Genomic DNA, 21,113 nt, shown 5'->3' on the forward strand with positions numbered 1-21,113 from the left:
ATATGCTTGAACTTTATCACATTTTTTTAATGTTCCATCTGCATTTTTGACAAATTCACCTTTTATAAAATCAAATAAAAAAGAACCTTTTAGGTCCAGTTCATTTTCATTATTATTTTTTAATTCTATAGTTTCAAAATTTTCATTAACTGGAAATAGGTTTGGCATTTACAACCCTCCCAATTACTACAAATTCAGCTCCCATAACAGCTACTAATACATTATCTCCTATAGCCAATGGTTTTAATTCTTTTGGAGTTTCTATTTTATGTTTATGTCTATATTCTGCGCCTAACATTTCATCTGAAAGAGTAAAATAATCTTCTTTCAATGTTAAATTCTCTAACACTAAATAGTCCTGTATTTCATCTTTATAGCCACTTACTTTAAGACCATTTGTTGTTATTTCTCCAAGTTCGCAACCCATTCCAAAAGTGCCATTTGCTACACTTTTACTCATATTTTCTTTTAATATTCTAGCAACCACATTAAATCTAGCATCAGTCATTAGTATAAAATTTCCTCCTTATATAATCTAGTGTCCCAACATTTAATTTCATTTTTGGCGTAGAGTCTAATGTATGAGTAACATCTATAACATAGTATTCTTTTCCTTTTAAACTTACCTTATCACCCGCTCTTATTCTATTTATATCTACTGCACAATCTACACTTATTGTTTCCTCTCCACTATTGAACATTGCTTCTGCTGCTTTCTTAGCTTCTTTTGCATTAGTTATCTTTTCATCTTGTTTAATCTTTTGTAGTGTTCCATATTTGTCTGAATCTTTTTTATATGTTCCAATTACAGATGCTTTTGTATTTTCATCCTTACTTTTGCCTAACACTTTTACACTTGTTACTGCATCATTAAAACTACTTGTAAAGTTTGCATCTTCTAATATACTATCTAATTTATATACATTTGCATTGGTACCAAGCTTAAATAATTTCAATTTATTATCCATTCTTACTCTAAATAAATCTCCACCCTTACTAGCTGTTTCTTTTAAGTCTTTTTTAATCATATCTAGTATGTTAGTCTTATGTATTACTTTAGCAAGTTTCTTCCCTGTGTTGGCTAAATTGTAGTAAGGTATATTCCATTGCTTACAGTAGTATCCAATTCTCTGTGTTGCTGTATTTTCTTTAAACGAGTATTGTTCTTCTGATTCTTCCATATATACTGTTCTTTCTCTACAAGACAATGTCAGCTTCTTACTTTTTTCACTTCTTCTAGTTTCCCATATGACTCCATCAAAGATTGTTTCTTCTTTTTTACTCTCATATGCTATATCAATTAGAACTATTTTATCACCTTTTTTAATTCCTATATCTTGCAAAGCTTTAGTTTCTATTAAGGATACATCCATTTTGTATGCAACTCCATCTATAGCTTCACTTAATGTTATTCCTTCATTAAAATTTGCAATGTCATATTTTCCATTTAGTATTATTTTCATTTAGAAGGTATCACCAACTTTTGTCCTTTTTTTATTACATTTGGATTTTTACCAATAACTTTTTTATTTTCGGGTATATTATAAATCTCTTTCCACCTTGAACCTTTACCTAGAAATTTCTTTGCAATACTCCATAAAGTGTCTTTAGATGTAACTGTATATATTTTAGATTTAGTTTGAGTATTAGGTCTATTATCTTTTAAATCTGTTTTAGTATTACTTTTAGTTTCTTTTTTTAATGTCTCTATCTTCAATTCTCTGTAAGTTCTAAATGTTATCTCAATGTCTCTATCTTCTTCTCTTCCTGCTGTTTGAGTATTGCTAAAACTAGATATTGTAACTAATCCATTGTAGCCAAAACCAGTTATAATAAGTCTTAGAGGTTCGGCTTGGTCTACCCATTTTTCAAGCATTGCAACTATTTCAATTGGATTTTTTAACTCACTATATCTACAATAAGAAGCATCATATAAATTTGGTAAGAATGTCTTGAATGATATTTCTCTTATCTTCTCCCCTTCTTTTTTAATGTCAAATTCACCTAAATCCACTATATCAACAGTTTCAAATCTTTTTTCTTTTTTTATAGATAAAGAATCTTGTGGATTAACTGGAAAATGGAAATCTATTTTTTCTTTTTCATTTTTTAGGTATATGTCTATTACCAAGTTATCACTTCCTTTCTAAAATGTTTTTAAATACTACACCGCAGTTTTCTTACCATAAATTCACCTTCTTTGATTTTTTGTATAAAAAAACACCTACATGTTTGTAAGTGCTTACTGTATTTACCGTTTTACAATTAAATTTATTCATTAATTTAGATTCATTATTATTTTGTATAAAAAATTTCATCTTTTTATTGACTATAAAAAATATTATAGGTAATATTTTTTCTAATTTGTGGTATAATAAAAGCAAGAAGAACTACAATCTATTTTGCATTAGAGTGAAGTTCGTAAATTAGTGTTTCTTTTTGAACTTAAACGAAAAGTTAAGCTCAACGTCTAAGTCACTCTCTTGCACAGAGTGGCTTTTTACTTTTTTGATTAATTTACCAATTACGTAAGCTATTAGAGTAGCTGTTAAGCTAGCTAATACGCCAATCAAAAAATTATCCATACATACACACCTCCCTTCTATACGTTGGGAGGATAATCTTTTGTATGAACTCCACTCTATAAATTGTAGATTACATCTTCTTGCTTACAATTATTATAGCACATAATTCTTACATATTTTTCCTATTTATTACTTTTTTCATTATCATCATATCCTTTCAATAAAAAACACCTACCGTAAGTAAGTGTTTTCAGTATTTTTAATTTTAAGTCCATATAGTTAATCTAAAACAAGTAAAGGCTGGATTAAATGAAATGTATATAGCAACATTTACATTCCATATAGTTAATCTAAAACTTTAGAGAAGAAGATTTAACAAAATATATAAAAGTCGAATTTACATTCCATATAGTTAATCTAAAACAAGATGTGAAGAAATAGTTTTTAATGGTAATGAAAATATTTACATTCCATATAGTTAATCTAAAACTCAGAGGTATGACTTCGTTTGGCGCATACATAAACGAATTTACATTCCATATAGTTAATCTAAAACTTAAAATTGATTTATTTCTTTACTACATCCACAAACATTTACATTCCATATAGTTAATCTAAAACAATAACAAGGAATATTAGAAAAAATAGCATTAGAGCCATTTACATTCCATATAGTTAATCTAAAACCGTCCCATTCGGCAACCGCAGTCGCTAAGTCTTCGGCATTTACATTCCATATAGTTAATCTAAAACGAAGAAGCTTTAAAGGTGTTCCTGTTAAGCTTTTCAAATTTACATTCCATATAGTTAATCTAAAACCCCTTTGAGAAATCCATATTAATGTTTAATAATGCATATTTACATTCCATATAGTTAATCTAAAACATGTTTGGAATCCTTCTTCTGACCAAGTTTGGATTCCATTTACATTCCATATAGTTAATCTAAAACTTTTTTCTTTATATCGTGTTAGGCAAATACAAGGATAATTTACATTCCATATAGTTAATCTAAAACTACTGGGCAAAAAGGAAGTTATCCTACACTTGTTTGTATTTACATTCCATATAGTTAATCTAAAACCCCAAAATAAACTAAGTATTTCCAATGCCTACACACATATAACTCTCTTAAATTTGCAGTGAGCAGCTAGTAGTGCAATTGATAACACTTATCAAACCTTCTCAATGCCTTGTATTCCAATTGTTAAGCTATACTTGAGTAGAAAAATCGCTCACTGCAAAACTCTTACCTATATTATACCATTTTTTAATATATAAAGCACTTGAAACAACAGAATATCCAAGTGCTTTATCCATATTATTCTACTTATTTTCTCTCTCTTCTTGTTCTCTAAGAATACCTCTTAATATCTCTGCATATTCTTGAAATTTTTCTTCGCTATTTTGTTTTAGTTCATATAACGCATTAGCAAATTTCACAAAATACTCTATATCTTCATCAGTTTTTAAATTATACTCATTAAGTAAATTCTCATACATTGTATTAATCCCCCTCAAAACTAAAATAAACTAAACTAAATTATTTAATACAATCTTATAAATTTACTCAATTTTATAAACCACATGGAAATTCTTTTTCTCACCTGAAATTTTAACAGGTCTATTATTCTCCTCTATCCAATTTCTTATTTTATCTATTACACTTTGTGAATACTTTGTTGTAGTTCCATTCCAATTATCCTTATTTGCTAATACTATGAGTTTTTCTTCTTCTTTAATATCTAATTTCTTAATAATCTCACAAACTGCCACAAAAGCAGGTTTATTAGTTTTAGAATAAATATTTAACTTAGTTGCAATTTGTTTTGTATCAAAGAAATGTTCCTTTTCTTCTATTTCAAGAGGTAACTCTATTCCTGCCTTTTTGTAAATAGTCTTTGCTGTAAGTAACTTTGCTTTTTCATCTATTCCAGCACCGTTTAGAAAAGGAGTCAAAATTTCTATAGTCTTATTAACTGTATCTAGGCTTTCTATTTCATTTGCCCTGTCTCTTAATGCTTGACGGTCAGCACTATTAGTTATGTATGCACCTGTTTGTCTTATACTTGGTAAAACTTCTCGTCTAAGCCATTTTCTAAACTGTACACCAATTGGTTTATCTGTGTATTGTAAAAATCCATACAAACCATCTTCATAAAAAATAGTTAAGTTTGGAGTATGTTTATTTATTATATTTGAACTGACTAAAGTATTCTTAGTCACTTCATTAACTATATTCTTAAATCTCTTTAAATCTTCCTTAATTAAAACTTCAAATTCTAAACCATTCTCAAAAGCTTCTGCTTCAACACATTGATTTATTGTTACAGTAGCATCTGCATATCCAAATAATTCTACTATTTGTTTTGCTATCCAACATGGTTTGTCATTCCACATAAAAGTATAAATTTTACTTCCATTAAACTCTTTTACTATTAAATTTTCCATAACTATTACACTCCTTAAAATTGATTTTTTTCAAGGAATGACGTATACTATAGTTAGTTGATGTATAGTATACGTCAATAAGGGATGTTCAATCTTTGGTCGGGGAGAACGTCCCTTATTTTTATTCCTCTTTTTCTAATTCTTCATTAATCTTTTCTTCAAGCCAAATAGTTTTAGTCTTATTCTGCTTTTTTAAATGTTCTTCAATTTTTTCTACTTTCTCTCTATCTAATAGAACACTAAAAGTTTTTTTATTCTGTCGTCTTTGCTTGAAGTAATCTGCTCTACTGCTATCAGTAATAACTTTCACCTCTTTTCTGTATCGCGATAATATAATTATACACTGTATCGCGACACTTTTCAAGAGTTTTTACTAATTTTTTCTAATTATTTTACTCAACCGACCAATTTTGAGCAAAACAAAAGCACCTACATGTTTGTAAGTGCTTACTATACTTATTTCAAATTTTCTATATAGCTAATATTTAAATGTACCATTTTTAATTCTATTCAATAAATCTTTAGCAACATTTATAGCTTCTGGATTTTGCTTTGCTACTCTATCTGAATTTACTACTTGTTCTAATGCTTCGATTTCTCTTCCAGCTTTGATAATTTTATGTAAACAATTTACTCTTATTCTTGTTCCCCCTAAACCTTTATCAAATGTATTATTTTTACTATCATAAATTTCTTTAGTAAATTTAACTTTTAATTCCTTATTCTCTAATTCATCTAATCTCAATAAAAATTTCTCCATATACATACCTACAAACCATAAACCCACTGAACGATATGCTCTTTCAAATTGTTCATCATTAATTAATTCTTTCAATGTCTATCCCCCTAAATTATATTTTATAAGATTATTATACTATACCAGTAAAATTTTCACATTATTATCACATCCTTTCAATTAAAAAAACACCTACTATTTAAGTAAGTGTTCTTTGATATTTTTAATTTTAAATCCACATAGTTAATATAAAACAAGTAAAACCAGACGGAACTATTGTAATACCACCAAAATTTACATTCCCTATAGTTAATATAAAACAATCAAAAAATGGTTATGTTCTTGTTGTAGATAACACATTTACATTCCATATAGTTAATCTAAAACCTCCACCTCCTTCCGTTATGGAATTTGGCGTTTAACAATTTACATTCCATATAGTTAATCTAAAACGTGTTAATTTAAAAAGTCTTAAAGATTGCGATAATATATTTACATTCCATATAGTTAATCTAAAACAAACTGTGATTTTATTTGCATTTATTTCTTCAATTGAATTTACATTCCATATAGTTAATCTAAAACCAATCTATATTAACATCTGTATAATCTCCTTCTAATAGATTTACATTCCATATAGTTAATCTAAAACAGGTGGAAAAAAACTTATAATTGGGATAGTGAACGTTATTTACATTCCATATAGTTAATCTAAAACGCCAGTTAATGGTTGGACAAAAACTAATTGGAGCATCATTTACATTCCATATAGTTAATCTAAAACTGTCCAGTAGTTCTGATGCTTTTTCTTGTGTTAAATATTTACATTCCATATAGTTAATCTAAAACTCATATTCATCCATAAAGTAATTAAAATAATACTCAATTTACATTCCATATAGTTAATCTAAAACAAGATAGAGATCTTGCAGAAGTAGATATAAAATCTAATTTACATTCCATATAGTTAATCTAAAACCCCAAAATAAGTTGAGTATTTTCAATACCTACATATATACAACTCTCTTAAATTTGCAGTGAGCCATGAGTAGTGCAATTGATAACGCTTATCACACAACCTCAACACCTTACATTGCAACTGCTAAGACCTACTTTATCACAAAAATCGAACACTGCAAAACTCTTTCCTATATTATACCACTTTTTAACATACAAAGCACTTGAAACAACAGAATATCCAAGTGCTTTATCCATATTATTTTACTTATTTTCTCTCTCTTCTTGTTCTCTAAGAATACCTCTCAATATCTCTGCATATTCTTGAAATTTTTCTTCGCTATTTTGTTTTAGTTCATATAACGCATTGGCAAATTTCACAAAGTATTCTACATCTTCATCAGTTTTTAAATTATACTCATTAAGTAAATTCTCACGCATTGTATTAATCCCCCTCAAAACTAAACTAAAATAAATTATTTAATACAATCTTATAAATTTACTCAATCTTATAAACCACATGATAATTCTTCTTTTCACCCTGTATCTTAGCAGGTCTATTATTATCATCTATCCAACACTTAACCTTATCTATTACACTTTGTGTATACTTATTTACAGTACCAGTCCAACTTCCATTAGTTTCCCAAACTCCTTTGACTTCACTATCTTCTAAATCAATCTTTTTAATAATCTCACAAACAGCCATCTGTGCTGGTTTATTACTCTTAGAATATATTTTCAGTTTAGATGCTATTTGCTTTGTATCAAAATAATGTTCTTCTTCGTCTATCTCAATTGGTAAATCAATTCCTGCTTTCTTGTACAATGTCTTTGCTGTTAGTAACTTAGATTTATTGTCAAAGCCTGCATCATCTAGTAATTCTTTTAACATAGATGTACTGTTATAAGCCAGTTGTAACTTTTCAATCTCACTTGCTTTTTCTCTCAACTTATCTGGATTAGCATTGTTAGTTATGTATGCACCATGTTGTCGAATTTGAGGTAGTACTTCATCACTTATCCAGTCTTGAAACTTTTCTGCTTCTTCTTTCTGAGATTTAAATATTAACTTATATACTCCACTCTCAGTTAAGAACTTTTCGCCTGTATTATGCAACTTTCTAAAGTCCTTATCTAGGACATTAGAATTTTTTAACAAGATAGCTTGAGTATCATTCATTTTAGATAAGTGATTTCTTATTGCACTATCACTTAACTCTAGGCATCTTCCACAGTCATATGGATTAAATAAAATTTGCCCTTCAAATTCGAATACCTCTATTTCTTTTCCTTCAAAATTCATTAATTCATTCATAGTAAAATCCTCCTTAAATTTGATTGTAAGAAGTCCCTTACTATGATAGAATATATTTCATAGAAGGTAACTTCTTTGGGAAACAGTCGCAAGTGCTTTGGTCGGTGCAGCGGCTGTTTTTTATTTGTTTTTGTCAAGCTTCTCTTTCACCAATTCAATTCCTCTAATTACAACATCTGTTTTAGATATTTTAAGATTTTCAGCACACTCATTTAATATATCAGCTTGTTCTTGGTTAAGTCTAACTTCAAATCTTAATTTTTTGGAATTTTCTTTTGGTGGTCTGCCTAATTTATTGGACATCTTATCACCTCTCTTTTTATTGTCCGTACTTAAATTATAATATAGTACGTACAATAAATCAAGAATTTTTTAACATTTTTTTCTAATTATTTTACTCAACCAACCAATTTGAGCAAAACAAAAGCACCTACATGTTTGTAAGTGCTTCCTTTTCTTTATTTAATTTTGAATCCACATAGTTAATATAAAACGTAAGGTATTTCGAACCTTTATAGATAAATTTATAAACTTTACATACCACATTGTTAATATAAAACGAGGTATATGGTGTTTTACCACCCACTTAGAATGCTGACTTACATGCCATTTAGTTAATATAAAACAACAAGAAAGTAATTTCAACCCAAATGATGCTTACTTTACATACCACTTAGTTAATATAAAATTATATATATAGTATAATATTGGTAAAGAATATAATTTCTTTACATACCACATTGTTAATATAAAATTTGGTGGAAACAAATCTTATCATGCTTTTGTTGCGACCTTTACATACCACTTAGTTAATATAAAACTAGTACTTCTCATGTAAGTTCATCATTAAATCCATCCTTTACATACCACTTAGTTAATATAAAACAGTATACCAACTTTTTCTAACTGCTTTTCTATTCATCTTTACATACCACTTAGTTAATATAAAACTAGAATACAACACTTAAATTATGTTATAATAATATATCTTTACATACCACTTAGTTAATATAAAACACCATCTTTAGAGTTTTTTATATCATTTTCAATCCGCTTTACATACCACTTAGTTAATATAAAACTAAGAGGATAATTCATTAAATTAAACTCAAATTTAGGCTTTACATACCACATAGTTAATATAAAACACAAAAAATAAAGATATTAATGTATATTATAGCACACTTTACATACCACATAGTTAATATAAAACCCGCCAAGGCTTCCATAGCATCACCAACAGTTTTACCCTTTACATACCACATAGTTAATATAAAACCCTTATATTCAACCTATTGTTTTTACTTCGTCTTATCTTTACATACCACATAGTTAATATAAAACTGGCTTCCAATTTCTTGTTTTGTTGCCGTCACTTATCTTTACATACCACATAGTTAATATAAAACCCCACATATTATATCTTTTATATTTCTTACATTTATCTTTACATACCACATAGTTAATATAAAACTAAAAAATTTATTATATCTATCGACCATTCACTTGTCTTTACATACCACATAGTTAATATAAAACTAGTCAATCTTCTTACCACATTTACAAATTCGTTTCATCTTTACATACCACATAGTTAATATAAAACCAGTCGATTTGCCTGTTTCGATATTTGACATGTGTGACTTTACATACCACATAGTTAATATAAAACATCTGTATATTCATGTGGTTTCCATTTGAATTTATGACTTTACATACCACATAGTTAATATAAAACTTACCAATAAATTTATCTTTTAAATAGAATTTAAATAGCTTTACATACCACATAGTTAATATAAAATAATGAATTACTCTTTAGAAGCTGAGCAAAACATTTTCTTTACATACCACATAGTTAATATAAAATGTTAATCATTGTATACATCTGTTTTATGTTTTACATCTTTACATACCACATAGTTAATATAAAATCTAAAAATGTAACAGAGAAGAAATCTAGTGATATAGCTCTTTACATACCACATAGTTAATATAAAATTAGTATAAAAATTAGTTTCAGAAACATCTTCTTTATTCTTTACATACCACATAGTTAATATAAAATATGTTGATTCGACTTTTTTTCCACCTAATACGGGAATCTTTACATACCACATAGTTAATATAAAATTGAAATGATATTACCGAGTATTGATAAGTATAGTAAACTTTACATACCACATAGTTAATATAAAATTTGATACTCCTAACATGTTAGCTATTGCAATTAGAGTCTTTACATACCACATAGTTAATATAAAATATGCACTGTTATAAAACCTTTTGTTTCAGTTCTTAACTTTACATACCACATAGTTAATATAAAATAAGAACAGTTTTTTCTATTAAATGTAAGCAGAATGTTCTTTACATACCACATAGTTAATATAAAATCCCAAAATAAACTAAGTATTTTCAATACCTACACATATACAAATCTCTTAAATTTGCAGTGAGCGGCTAGTAGTGCAATTGATAACACTTATCAAACCTTCTCGATGCCTTATATTTCAACTGTTAAAGCATACTTGAGTAGAAAAATCGAACACTGCAAAACTCTTACCTATATTATACCATTTTTTAATATATAAAGCACTTGAAACAACAGAATATCCAAGTGCTTTATCTATATTATTTTACTTATTTTCTCTTTCTTGTTGTTTCTCATAAAGTTCATTTATTGTATCAGCAATTTTGTTATAAAGTTCAACATCAAATGCTTTTATTTCTTCTAATTTTGTCCACATCAAATAGATTTCGATTTCCTTTGGACTAAGTGTTATATTTAAAATTTCCATTGTATTAATCCCCCTCAAAACTAAAATAAACTAAAATAAATTATTTAATACAATAGAATTTACTCAATCTTATAAACCACATGATAATTCTTCTTTTCACCTGCAATCTTAGTAGGTCTATTATTCTCCTCTATCCATTTGCTAATCTTATCTATTACACTTTTTGTATATTTATTTACAGTACCAGTCCAAGAACCATTTGTTTCCCAAACTCCCTTAACTTCATTTTCTTCTAATTTTATCTTTTTAATGATTTCACAAACAGCCATCTGAGCTGGCTTATTACTCTTAGAATATATTTTTAGTTTAGATGCTATTTGCTTTGTGTCAAAATAATATTCTTCTTCATCTATCTCAATTGGTAAATCAATGCCTGCTTTCTTGTACAATGTCTTTGCTGTTAGTAACTTAGATTTATTGTCAAAGCCTGCATCATCTAGTAATTCTTTTAACATAGATGTACTGTTATAAGCTAGTTGTAATTTTTCAATCTCACTTGCTTTTTCTCTTAGTTTTTCGGGGTTAGCATTGTTAGTTATGTATGCACCAGTCTTGAATATAGATTCTACTACATCCCAAACCCAATCCATAAAAGTATCTGCCTTTGGCTGTCTACTAAAACGACATATTTCCATTACTCCTTTTGTATTATAAACTATAGTATCTCTTAATACTTCTCTATTCCCTTCAACTGTAACCAACTTGACTACAGTTGAAAATTTATCAAGTCTATCTTTGTTACGTTCATGTATTTTACTTATAGCTATCCTTGGTTCTGTATACTCTAAAGCCATTCCTATTTGGTCTCTAGTCATTAATATATCTTTAGTATCATTTTCATAAAAATTACATTCGACTTCTCCAAAATTTTCTGATTTGATTAATTCTAAATTAGTTTTCATATAAATTCCTCCTCAAATTAGTTTGAAAGAAGTTTCTCTATATGATAGAATATTTCATATAGAAGTACTAACTTCTTTGTGGGAAATAGAGTGTTCAAACTTGGTCGGGCGAACACTCTATTTTTGTTATTTTTTTAGGTCATCATATATTTTGTCTATACCTTTTCTTATTATTTCAGAACGATTACTATCTAATAAATTTACACATTCATCTAACTTATCAATAGTATCTTTATCAGCTCTTACTCTAATCATAGTATCTTTTACACTTTCTGTTGGACGACCCATCTTTTTTTGTGGCATTTATTTCACCTCACTTTTGTTGCTACAATTATATTATAATTTATGTAGCAACAAAAGTCAATTAAATATCCAATTTTTTCTAATTATTTTACTCAACCGACCAATTTGAGCAAAACAAAAGCACCTACATATTTGTAAGTGCTTCCTTTTCTTTATTTAATTTTGATGCTACATATTTAATATAATACTAGTAATATAGTTTGAGTTTTGACCATGTTCCCAAAATGGGAATGTGCTATCATTTCAAATATTTTATATAAACAATGAAATTTAACTAAAAAAATACCTACTCATTTATAGATATTTTATGAATTAATAGTTCTATAATAAAGTTTTAATCATTGTTTATATAAAATTTCATATTTTTATTGAATATAAAAAATATTTTATATAAGCAACGAAATTCAAGCAAAAAAATACCTACTTATTTCTAGATACCTTGCAAATTAATGGTTTCATAATAAAGCTTTAATCATTTGTTATAAAAACTTCATATTTTTATTGAATATAAACAATATTTTTTTATTAATTGTAGTCAATATTTTATATAAACAACGTTTTATTTATAAAATATTGTGGTATAATAAAAGCAAGAAGAACTACAATCTATTGTTACTAGATTGAAGTTCGCAATTTAAAAAATTAATGATTATTTAAATCTATGGAATTTGATTTTAAAATCAAGTTCCCAACCACTCTTAGCCCCAACTTTGAGTGGTTTTTTACTTTTTTTAAGTAAATTGCTAATTAGACAAACTATCAAACTAGCAGATAGCCTTTCTAGTATCCCTTTAAGAAAATTATCCATACATACTCACCTCCCTTATCAATGTCAGGAGGATAATCTTTTGTATGAACTCCACTCTATAAATTGTAGATTACATCTTCTTGCTTACAATTATTATAGCACATAATTCTTACATATTTTACCTATTTATTACTTTTTGCATTATAATCACCTTCTTTCAACAAAAAACACCTACTATTTAAGTAAGTGTTTTTAGTATTTTTAATTTTAAGTCCATATAGTTAATATAAAATTATTTACTATTACTTTACTGTTTATCTCAAAAGAAGACTTTACATACCACTTAGTTAATATAAAACTCTTAAATTTAGTATATAGACATCCTTTTAAATCAATCTTTACATACCACATAGTTAATATAAAACGGATTCTCTTAAAAAGAAACTTTCTACCAAAATAACCTTTACATACCACATAGTTAATATAAAACAAAAATATTACTTCACAGCACAAGTCAAATGTTGAAACATTTATATACCGCTTAGTTAATATAAAAAAGTTGGAGACATTCAAATATGTAGGCTCTATGGGATTTACATACCACATTGTTAATATAAAACTCTTTCTTTTTTTGCAATTGCTGCTAAAGTACAGTTATTTAAATACCACTTGGTTAATATAAAATCATTTTGCTCTTTTTTTATTCCTTCTGAATTGTTATTCTTTACATACCACTTAGTTAATATAAAATCTAGATACAGATGGTAGCTATGTACTTAGTTTACCTTTACATACCACATTGTTAATCTAACTCTTACCTATATTATAGCATTTTTTAATAAACAAAGCACCTGAAACAACAGAATATTCAAGTGCTCTGTATGTTTATGCTTTTTTATTTTCTCTTGTTATAAATTCAATAATTCTTTTTTCTTCTTATTAAATTCTTCTTCTGTTATTGCTCCCATGTCTAATAACTCTTTTAATCCTTTTACTTGTTGTATTGCATCATCATTATTTTCGACAGTTTTATCTAGCTTTGGATGTTCTTTTGGTATTCTTTTTATTATATTCTCAGTAAATTCTATTCTTTTTTTCTTACCAATCCACGCTTCTTCCAATAAAATATTTTTTATTTCATTATTTTCTACATACTCTATCTTAGTTAAAAATATAAGTTCTGATTTTGCATTCTTATCTACCCATGTTGTTAGAGCTGAAGCTAAATTTGTTTCTGTATATCTACTTATGCTATATAAATCAGAAAATTTAATTCTAAAATCTAAAATATTCTTTTTGGCAGCATCTTGAAATTTTAAACACTCTTCTTTATCATCAATTAATATATATATTGAATTTCCTATGAAATTTCTAATACCTTTAGAATTATGATACATTTCTTTCAAAACTTCATCTTTACTCTTTTTAAATAGTCCCATATAAAAACCCCCTTATATAATTATAACATCTATAAGGAGGCTTTTTTTAACAACAATTCGACATTATCCAATATCTTGTAATGCTTCTCTTATTTCACTCTCTACTTGAGATAATATTTCTTGTATCATTTCTTCTTTGTTATTACTCTCTTGAACGTTTATAGATATTCCACCTAAATTTATAGTGTTGCTAGAAGAATTAACACTATTTAGTGTAGCTTCTTTATACTCTTTATTATCTGTATCTAAAACATTTGTGAAAGGAAATTGTCTAACATTATTTACAACATTGGAATAACTTCCTCCAACTTTTTGAGAAGGAGTTGAGCCTAACCCTAACATTTTACCTGTTTGTTCATACAAGCCTATTGCTCGATTTCTTCTATTGTTAGAAAGAGGAATAACCATTTCAGCTCCATCTTCTCCACATATAGATGGTTTACTTGCAACTCCACCATCTGCAAAATGACCAAATATATTACTTAGTATTCCGCCTCCTTCATTTACTGTCCTTTTGACAGTTGTTTGAGTAGTCTTAACATTAAAAGATGCAGAGATTGGTGTTGAAACTGTTGCTCTTACACTATTCCAGTAACTAATAATTTGACTCGACATAGCACTAACTTGACTTACTACAGAACTGCACATAGCAGAAATGGCACTTATAGCTGAACTACTTAAACTCGTAAAAGATATCCTAGCTCCATTATACATACTACTACACGCTACTCTAACATTTGATGCTAACATATTAAAAGAAGTTGTAGCACCATTATAAAGACTTGAACCTGCTTCTCTGCCTATCTGTGCTAGTTGTGTAAAGCTTTGTTTAGCTCCGTTGTACATATTAGTCGCTCCTTGCTGAACTGTTGCAGTAGCTTGGTTGAATGCTGTGTCTATACCATTTGTAAGATTGCTATTATCAATTTGAGGAGTTGCACTATTTACAGCATCTGTAACACCTTGCTGAGCTACTGCTCCTAATTCATTGCCTTTTTGTTGTACGACTGGCACACCTGCTTGAACTCCGCTAACAACGCCGTTTGTTATATCTACACCAAGCTGTTGTCCTGCTTGTTGTACGGCTGGATTATTTTGAGTTAGAGCATCAACCACTTGTTGGTTTGCTTGTTGTGTAGCTTGAGAAGCTGAACCTTGTATTTGACTTGAAGCTTGAGCAAATATACTTCTTACAGTTTCTAGAGTCTTTGGTCCTTCTATCCCTAAATTATTCAAATTTTCAAGAACTTTACTGGCTTGTGTTTCTATTGGAGTGCTAAAGTCTACATCAGCAAATACTTGACCCATATTTCCATCCATTTTCCCTAGAGCTGCTTGCATCTGTGGTCCTATTTGATTAATGGTACCAAGCATACTGCTTATTGCTCCATTCATACCGTCTTGATTAAAACCAATTTTAAACGAATTAAATGTATCACTCAAACCTTGCTTTAGGTTTGTAGTATCTAGTGCAGTAGAAGCTTGTGAAAAAATAGTTCTTAATGTGTCTATAGCTTGTGTACCTTCTAAACCTAGATTTTTTAAATTTTGCAATACTTTAGTTTTTTGTGTATCTATAGAAGAATTAAAATCTACTCCCTTAAAAATCTCGCTTGCTTTTCCTCCTAAGCTTTTTAATGTTTCTAGAGCCTGTGGTCCTGTTGATTTCAGCGAATTTAGCATTCCTGTTACTCCGTCTTTTAGACCACCTATGTTTGTTCCATCTTTAAATGCATTAAAAGCGTTACTTAGCCCATTTTTAATATTATTAGAGGAACCAGCAGAATACTTATTTATAAAATTCATAGTTTCTTGTATGCTATTTCTATATTCTTCTGCATTTAATTTTCCTGCCTTAAAGGCGTCATCTAAGCTTTTAGTAATCTTTTCAATCTTTTCATTAGGTTTCATATTAGCACTTACACCTGACAAAATTATAGCCATGTTGTCATTCAAACCTCTCATCATAGTAAGAGAACCTTCACCCATACCATCTAAAGAATTTCCTAGAGCCTTTGCAATTTCACCCGACTTTCTCTCAGTTATATTTTTAGATTGTTCAAAAGCTGTTGAAAAGGCTTTGGTAACACCTTGTAATTGTTTTTGGCTAGCAGTTTTCAACATAGCTGTAGCATTTGAAGTTTCTCCTGCTATATCACTCAAAGCTTCTTTTGTATTTGTTTTTATCTCTGACATAGTTTTGCCAAAGAGATTTTTTAATGAAGAAGCTTTCTCTCCCCAACTTTTATTTGATAGTAATATTCCTATGGCTTGACCTATTGAGCTTATAATTATAAGAAGATTTCCTCCTATAAGTTTTATTGTTCCTCCAACTCTTTCCATGAGCCCTGTTACAAAATCACCAAACACACCAAATCTCTCTTGCAAAGACATTATAGCCACTTTATTGTTAGAAATAGCAACAGACATTCCTGCAAAAGCTATAACAATAGCTCCTATTGCTACAGGTAGTAACATAGCTGATATACTTGCAGCATTAAAAAGTAATCTTACCTTTTCTAAGCTATTTATTAACCTTGTAAAACTAGAAACTGTTTTAAGTATCAATATTGCACCAATTACTGCTCCAATTCCAGGTAACAAAATTTGGAATCCTGCCTTTATTTTATCGAAATTATTAACAAACTTAGCAGTTGTACTTACTATAGCTTCTCCAATTTGTGGTATTTTTGCTGTCAAGTCCTCTACGAATTTACGAGTCATAGGACCTAATTCTCTTCCTACACTTTCTTTCACTCCATCTATAGAACTTTTTAGCAAAGTAAATTGTCCCGACAGAGTATCTAACTTCATATCAGCTATTTTCTTTGCCATACCTTCGCTTTCAGCTATGGCTTTTTTTAGTTTATTGTAGTCACTTTCACTTGCATTTATTATTGCAGCCCAACCACTGCTTGCATTAGCCCCTACTATATCACCTAAAGCTCCTACTGCTTTAGTGTTTTCAAGACCACCAAGCTTATTTCTAAGTTCATCTATTGTTGCTGCTAAATCTAAGCTTCCATCTTTTGTAGTTTTCATTTCTATTCCATATTTTTTCATAGCCGCAGAAGCTCGCTTAGGCTCATTTATAAGTCTTAAAAGCCCCATTCTTAAAGAAGTACCTGCTTGGCTTCCTTTTATAGCACTACTCGCCATTAAGCCAGTTGCCAGAGCTACATCCTTCATAGGTACACCTAATGAACCTCCTAGAGAGCCAATGAATTTAAGTGTTTCCCCAAATAACTCAACATTGGTGTTAGAGTTTGTTATAGTTGCAGCCATAATGTCAACGAATTGGCCAGTATCTTTAGCAGTCATTCCTAACGCAGTTAGTCCATCCAGTAGTTATTATCTCTAAGCTTTTTATCTTAGACTCTAGAAGTTTCCCTCATTTTCATCGGCTTGTCTTTTCAAGCCTAGTTTGGCGTACATTTTCACCCTCGTCTAATTCGTTAGGGTGTTCGGCACTCTTGGGAGTATTATATTTATTCAACTCCTACGCTCTACGGTGTATTACAACCTTTCGTAATCTGTAATATTACCTCGGTACTTTCATATTCTTATTAAAAAACTTTAATATAATAAAAAGCATCTTAAAATTTAAGATGCTTGATTCTTGTTATTTTTTATAAATTCTTCAAATTGTTCTTTCTTATTATTTCCAAATCCATATAAATTGTGAAACTTATTATGGCATACCTCGCATAAAGTTACTCCATTATCTACACTAGTCCTTTTCTCTTTGCACCAATTATAACCATCTAAATGATGAGCTTCTAAATTTCCACCTTTATCATCACTACAACATTGGCAAGTATAATTATCCCTTTCATATACAAGTCTTCTCCATGTGTTATACCCATCTATGCATCTTAATTTCACTCTATCTTCTTCACTTAAATCCAATTTGTAAAATGGATTATTTTTCCCTACTAAAATTACTTGTTGATGTTTAGCTTTACAATCTTGTGAACAATAATGATATTTATGAATTTTATATTTATGTCTCTTAACATTTATTTCTTTTCCACAATTATCACAGTTACAATTAATATCTCCACCTTTAAAATTTGGATTGCTTTCTTTTTTTAGAATTTTCTTTTGATGTTCTGCTTTACATATCTGAGAACAATAAAAGTTTTTTTTAGTTGTACCATCAGAATTTTTAATAGTACATTTAAGTATATTAATTTTTTTTCCACAATTACTACACTTAACATCAATATTAGCTTTTTTAAAGTTAGGATTACTTTCTCCTTTTAATGTTAGCTTTTGGTGTTTCGACCTGCATTTAGATGAACAATAATGGTGCTTTGACCTTTCTATCTCATATGGTCTTTTTTCTATTTTTTTGCCACAATAATCACATTTTGTTATTACTTTCGGAAACTTTAATTCATTGGAACATTTTCTTGAACAACACTTCTGATTAACCTTTCCATTAAATTCTTTCCCACAATTTTTACATAGATTTTTCATTTTTAAATACCTCCGCAGTATTTTTCCTACTTAATTTATAAAAGGGAAGAAGTCTCGGAAATACTCCTTTTCAATTAGGCTCGCGACTTCCTAATCTATCCCTATAAATATTATACTATAAATTATCAATTAGAACTTAGAATCTACCGATTTTGCCGAATGTTTTATGCTATAGATTTCTCCATAACCGACCAATGTATTTCAGTCACAATGTCACTCGTTAGTGCTAAATCTGTTCCTCCTGCTGATGCAAGATTTAGTATACTTGGCATACCTTCGATAATTTGGTTAGTTTTCCATCCTGCCATACCCGCGTAGTACATTGCATCCCCTACTTCTTTTGATGTATAAACAGTTGTTTTCCCAAGATTTCTAGCTTTATTTGTTAAACTATCTATTTCTTTTCCAGAAGCTCCAGTTACAGCTTCAACATTTTTCATTGATTGCTCGAAATTTGCAAAGGTCTTTATCGAAGAACCAACTCCTATACCTCCCAACAAAGCTCCTGCGGCAGCCGTCAACTGAGCGAATTTACTAATAGCTCCACTCACAAAAGAATTTATTTTTCCTGTAATTCCTCCAAGTGCCGAACTAGCTTCATCTCGAATTTTGACTGCTGCTTCATATCTCTTACTCACAAATTCTTGCAATTTATTTTTAGTTCGAGAAATAGTATTTATAGCTTCATCAGCTTGAGACTTTATTTTTATAATAGTATCAGCTTTTAAGTTCTGCATCTTAGCCTTTACTTTATCTATTATAGAACTAGATTCGTCTTGTCCTCGAATTATCACAGGAGGTACAGGCTTAGCAACTTCTTTTATCTTGTTATTAACTTTGTTAACAGTAGAACTCGCATTATCTGTAGCTTTTATTCTAGCTGTTACTGTCTTTCTAGCTTTATTAACATTACTATTAACTTTACTAACTGTAGAACTCGCATTATCTTTAGCCTTTATTGTTGCGGTTACTGTTCTTCTAGCTTTATTCATGTTGCCATTTATTTTATTTATAGTGTTAGAAGCTCTATCATTTATTCTAATAGCTGGGTTAGCTTTTATTTTATTAAGCTTTTGCATCCGTTTTTCAGTACGTTCAGCTATTTTTTCAGCAGCACTCAGCTTGTTTTTAGTTTCTGCATCCCCTTTTACACCAATAACGACATCAATATGATACATCTCTTTTTTGGCTATTTCTCTCACCTCACTTTCTATTTAGATTTGTTTGCTTTTTCTTCTAATTCAATTTCATAATTGACAAATCCTAATATTAGTTTTTGTACTAGCTTATCTTTTTTAACAAATTCATCAGGTAGAATCCTAGTTTTTACAAATACATTGAATAGACTGGTTACAACTCTACCATGCTTAATTAGTTTTTTATTTCAATTTCCTCTAATACCTCATCATATCTAGATAATTTTAAGATTTCATCTGCAATAGCTTGTAATTCACCTGCTAAGAAAAGTCTTTTTAGTGCTTCTCTTGCATTAGAATATTTATTTTCCTCCAGAAACCTTTTATTATTAAAATTAGGTTTTGTAATTCCTCTTTCTAATAACATTAGGTTCATTAAATCATCATCTACTTTTTCTTCTGTAAGTCCATTCTTCAATTTTCTTGTTTTAGTACATTTTTTTCTTATGTTTGTTATTTCTTTTTCTGTAAAAGCTTTTATAGTAATTGGTATTTTTACTCTATCGATTTTAAGTATTCTTGTAGGTGGTTCAATTACTTTTGTTAATCTTCTAAAAATTTCATCATCAGCTAAATTAAGCAATATTTCATTTTCTTTAGCTTCATCTGACTCGTCATCATCCTCCTCAAAATCGTCTTCTATTTCTTCATCTATAATATAATCCTCGTTTTCTATTTCTTCAGCAACGACATTATTTTCTTTTATTACTTCCTCGTTTTCTAATTCTCTTTTATCCATATCTAACATATTCTTTCCTCCAATATTTTTTATTTTAATAAAAAAGCTACAAACAAAGTTAATTGTTTATAGCTTCATGTGTAGTATTATTTTAAAGTTCATCTAATAATTCATATCCTCTAAATGAACCTTCTAACTCCTCTTTTACATCTTCACCTGCTTTTGAATTTATAACAGGTATTTTTTTAAGTCTACAGTTTTTTAACCTTATTCTTTCATAACCAAAAGTTTCAGCATTTCTTAATTCGTAAATTATCTCAAAAGTTTTAAAGCCAAGTTTTAATATATTTGAATTAACCTTAAATCTAGTTAAAGAAAAAGAGCCTTTTTTTGTTCCACCTCTTGAAATCTCGTCTTCACACCCTAATAACTTTACACTTTGCTCATCTTGTTCATAGTCTGCTTTTATTTCTTCTGCATACATTTCTTCTTCGCCATCTATAATTATTCTTACATTAGAACCATTCAAAAAATTGACTTCTTCTATATAATCATCATTGTATTTGCTCATCTTTTA

22 protein-coding genes and 3 CRISPR repeat arrays are annotated in these 21,113 nt (G+C 28.8%); all 22 genes read right to left on the bottom strand.

All coding sequences use genetic code 11. The annotated features are described in order from the left end of the window. Positions 1–145 precede the first annotated feature (145 nt). On the bottom strand, positions 146–508 hold the full coding sequence (locus Q3287_RS14000) for a hypothetical protein (RefSeq protein WP_407964256.1): 363 nt from the start codon (positions 506–508) through the stop codon (positions 146–148). Continuing rightward, positions 501–1,463, bottom strand: coding sequence for an XkdQ (locus tag Q3287_RS14005; protein WP_407964257.1), 963 nt, complete (start codon positions 1,461–1,463; stop codon positions 501–503). The genes Q3287_RS14000 and Q3287_RS14005 overlap by 8 nt, the downstream gene beginning before the upstream one ends. Beyond that, positions 1,460–2,131, bottom strand: coding sequence for a LysM peptidoglycan-binding domain-containing protein (locus tag Q3287_RS14010; protein ID WP_407964258.1), 672 nt, complete (start codon positions 2,129–2,131; stop codon positions 1,460–1,462). Before Q3287_RS14010 ends, Q3287_RS14005 begins: the two co-directional genes overlap by 4 nt. Before the next feature lie 295 nt (positions 2,132–2,426). Continuing rightward, positions 2,427–2,585, bottom strand: coding sequence for a type I toxin-antitoxin system toxin (locus Q3287_RS14015; protein ID WP_054270855.1), 159 nt, complete (start codon positions 2,583–2,585; stop codon positions 2,427–2,429). A gap of 202 nt (positions 2,586–2,787) precedes the next feature. Beyond that, positions 2,788–3,608: a CRISPR direct-repeat array (repeat unit 29 nt; unit sequence ATTTACATTCCATATAGTTAATCTAAAAC). Between the two features lie 242 nt (positions 3,609–3,850). After that, a complete protein-coding gene (locus Q3287_RS14020) occupies positions 3,851–4,027 on the bottom strand; it encodes a hypothetical protein (protein WP_407964259.1) in 177 nt (58 codons plus the stop codon). A gap of 63 nt (positions 4,028–4,090) precedes the next feature. Next, a complete protein-coding gene (locus tag Q3287_RS14025; RefSeq protein ID WP_407964260.1) occupies positions 4,091–4,975 on the bottom strand; it encodes a Bro-N domain-containing protein in 885 nt (294 codons plus the stop codon). Positions 4,976–5,096: 121 nt separating this feature from the next. Next, a complete protein-coding gene (locus Q3287_RS14030; RefSeq protein ID WP_227868329.1) occupies positions 5,097–5,285 on the bottom strand; it encodes a hypothetical protein in 189 nt (62 codons plus the stop codon). Between the two features lie 168 nt (positions 5,286–5,453). Further along, complete coding sequence (locus Q3287_RS14035; protein WP_407964261.1) at positions 5,454–5,810, bottom strand: hypothetical protein; 357 nt, start codon at positions 5,808–5,810, stop codon at positions 5,454–5,456. A gap of 127 nt (positions 5,811–5,937) precedes the next feature. Then, positions 5,938–6,690: direct repeats of the CRISPR family, unit length 29 nt; unit sequence ATTTACATTCCATATAGTTAATCTAAAAC. A gap of 101 nt (positions 6,691–6,791) precedes the next feature. Beyond that, positions 6,792–6,926 carry a hypothetical protein gene (locus tag Q3287_RS14040; RefSeq protein ID WP_407964262.1) on the bottom strand — a complete coding sequence of 45 codons (135 nt, stop codon included), beginning with the start codon at positions 6,924–6,926 and terminating at the stop codon, positions 6,792–6,794. Positions 6,927–6,932: 6 nt separating this feature from the next. Next, positions 6,933–7,109, bottom strand: a complete 177-nt coding sequence (locus Q3287_RS14045) for a hypothetical protein (RefSeq protein WP_196424321.1) — start codon at positions 7,107–7,109, stop codon at positions 6,933–6,935. A gap of 58 nt (positions 7,110–7,167) precedes the next feature. After that, a complete protein-coding gene (locus Q3287_RS14050) occupies positions 7,168–7,986 on the bottom strand; it encodes a Bro-N domain-containing protein (RefSeq protein ID WP_407964263.1) in 819 nt (272 codons plus the stop codon). Between the two features lie 120 nt (positions 7,987–8,106). After that, positions 8,107–8,289 (bottom strand): hypothetical protein, encoded by a 183-nt coding sequence (locus Q3287_RS14055; RefSeq protein ID WP_021374885.1) that lies wholly within the window; start codon positions 8,287–8,289, stop codon positions 8,107–8,109. A 162-nt stretch (positions 8,290–8,451) separates the two neighbouring features. Then, positions 8,452–10,383: a CRISPR direct-repeat array (repeat unit 29 nt; unit sequence CTTTACATACCACATAGTTAATATAAAAC). Positions 10,384–10,625: 242 nt separating this feature from the next. Then, positions 10,626–10,787 carry a hypothetical protein gene (locus tag Q3287_RS14060; RefSeq protein ID WP_231300619.1) on the bottom strand — a complete coding sequence of 54 codons (162 nt, stop codon included), beginning with the start codon at positions 10,785–10,787 and terminating at the stop codon, positions 10,626–10,628. A 59-nt stretch (positions 10,788–10,846) separates the two neighbouring features. Then, positions 10,847–11,689 carry a BRO family protein gene (locus tag Q3287_RS14065; protein ID WP_407964264.1) on the bottom strand — a complete coding sequence of 281 codons (843 nt, stop codon included), beginning with the start codon at positions 11,687–11,689 and terminating at the stop codon, positions 10,847–10,849. A 126-nt stretch (positions 11,690–11,815) separates the two neighbouring features. After that, positions 11,816–11,992 (bottom strand): ribbon-helix-helix protein, CopG family, encoded by a 177-nt coding sequence (locus Q3287_RS14070; RefSeq protein WP_021360954.1) that lies wholly within the window; start codon positions 11,990–11,992, stop codon positions 11,816–11,818. A gap of 649 nt (positions 11,993–12,641) precedes the next feature. After that, positions 12,642–12,800, bottom strand: coding sequence for a type I toxin-antitoxin system toxin (locus Q3287_RS14075; protein ID WP_407964265.1), 159 nt, complete (start codon positions 12,798–12,800; stop codon positions 12,642–12,644). An 848-nt stretch (positions 12,801–13,648) separates the two neighbouring features. Further along, entirely contained in the window at positions 13,649–14,179 is a 531-nt protein-coding gene (locus tag Q3287_RS14080; protein WP_407964266.1) for an SHOCT domain-containing protein, read from the bottom strand. A 63-nt stretch (positions 14,180–14,242) separates the two neighbouring features. Further along, positions 14,243–17,500: a phage tail tape measure protein gene (locus Q3287_RS14085; RefSeq protein ID WP_407964267.1), complete on the bottom strand. Its 3,258-nt coding sequence runs from the start codon at positions 17,498–17,500 to the stop codon at positions 14,243–14,245. A 282-nt stretch (positions 17,501–17,782) separates the two neighbouring features. Beyond that, positions 17,783–18,661 (bottom strand): hypothetical protein, encoded by an 879-nt coding sequence (locus tag Q3287_RS14090; RefSeq protein WP_407964268.1) that lies wholly within the window; start codon positions 18,659–18,661, stop codon positions 17,783–17,785. Between the two features lie 164 nt (positions 18,662–18,825). Next, positions 18,826–19,863 (bottom strand): phage tail tape measure protein, encoded by a 1,038-nt coding sequence (locus Q3287_RS14095; RefSeq protein WP_407964269.1) that lies wholly within the window; start codon positions 19,861–19,863, stop codon positions 18,826–18,828. 169 nt (positions 19,864–20,032) lie between these two features. Further along, positions 20,033–20,605 carry a phage tail assembly chaperone gene (locus Q3287_RS14100; protein ID WP_231300614.1) on the bottom strand — a complete coding sequence of 191 codons (573 nt, stop codon included), beginning with the start codon at positions 20,603–20,605 and terminating at the stop codon, positions 20,033–20,035. An 82-nt stretch (positions 20,606–20,687) separates the two neighbouring features. Beyond that, complete coding sequence (locus Q3287_RS14105) at positions 20,688–21,107, bottom strand: phage tail tube protein (RefSeq protein ID WP_139619438.1); 420 nt, start codon at positions 21,105–21,107, stop codon at positions 20,688–20,690. Between the last annotated feature and the right edge of the window lie 6 nt (positions 21,108–21,113).

The sequence above is a fragment of the Clostridioides sp. GD02404 genome, from assembly GCF_045898275.1.
Classification (GTDB): Bacteria; Bacillota; Clostridia; order Peptostreptococcales; family Peptostreptococcaceae; genus Clostridioides; species Clostridioides difficile_A.

Bases quoted from the DNA above. Each gene is read 5' to 3' on its own strand.
- Q3287_RS14000 (WP_407964256.1), bottom strand. From the start codon at position 508: ATGACTGATGCTAGATTTAATGTGGTTGCTAGAATATTAAAAGAAAAT.
- Q3287_RS14005 (WP_407964257.1), bottom strand. From the start codon at position 1,463: ATGAAAATAATACTAAATGGAAAATATGACATTGCAAATTTTAATGAA.
- Q3287_RS14015 (WP_054270855.1), bottom strand. From the start codon at position 2,585: ATGGATAATTTTTTGATTGGCGTATTAGCTAGCTTAACAGCTACTCTA.
- Q3287_RS14020 (WP_407964259.1), bottom strand. From the start codon at position 4,027: ATGTATGAGAATTTACTTAATGAGTATAATTTAAAAACTGATGAAGAT.
- Q3287_RS14025 (WP_407964260.1), bottom strand. From the start codon at position 4,975: ATGGAAAATTTAATAGTAAAAGAGTTTAATGGAAGTAAAATTTATACT.
- Q3287_RS14040 (WP_407964262.1), bottom strand. From the start codon at position 6,926: ATGGATAAAGCACTTGGATATTCTGTTGTTTCAAGTGCTTTGTATGTT.
- Q3287_RS14045 (WP_196424321.1), bottom strand. From the start codon at position 7,109: ATGCGTGAGAATTTACTTAATGAGTATAATTTAAAAACTGATGAAGAT.
- Q3287_RS14050 (WP_407964263.1), bottom strand. From the start codon at position 7,986: ATGAATGAATTAATGAATTTTGAAGGAAAAGAAATAGAGGTATTCGAA.
- Q3287_RS14055 (WP_021374885.1), bottom strand. From the start codon at position 8,289: ATGTCCAATAAATTAGGCAGACCACCAAAAGAAAATTCCAAAAAATTA.
- Q3287_RS14060 (WP_231300619.1), bottom strand. From the start codon at position 10,787: ATGGAAATTTTAAATATAACACTTAGTCCAAAGGAAATCGAAATCTAT.
- Q3287_RS14065 (WP_407964264.1), bottom strand. From the start codon at position 11,689: ATGAAAACTAATTTAGAATTAATCAAATCAGAAAATTTTGGAGAAGTC.
- Q3287_RS14070 (WP_021360954.1), bottom strand. From the start codon at position 11,992: ATGCCACAAAAAAAGATGGGTCGTCCAACAGAAAGTGTAAAAGATACT.
- Q3287_RS14075 (WP_407964265.1), bottom strand. From the start codon at position 12,800: ATGGATAATTTTCTTAAAGGGATACTAGAAAGGCTATCTGCTAGTTTG.
- Q3287_RS14080 (WP_407964266.1), bottom strand. From the start codon at position 14,179: ATGGGACTATTTAAAAAGAGTAAAGATGAAGTTTTGAAAGAAATGTAT.
- Q3287_RS14085 (WP_407964267.1), bottom strand. From the start codon at position 17,500: ATGACTGCTAAAGATACTGGCCAATTCGTTGACATTATGGCTGCAACT.
- Q3287_RS14090 (WP_407964268.1), bottom strand. From the start codon at position 18,661: ATGAAAAATCTATGTAAAAATTGTGGGAAAGAATTTAATGGAAAGGTT.
- Q3287_RS14100 (WP_231300614.1), bottom strand. From the start codon at position 20,605: ATGTTAGATATGGATAAAAGAGAATTAGAAAACGAGGAAGTAATAAAA.
- Q3287_RS14105 (WP_139619438.1), bottom strand. From the start codon at position 21,107: ATGAGCAAATACAATGATGATTATATAGAAGAAGTCAATTTTTTGAAT.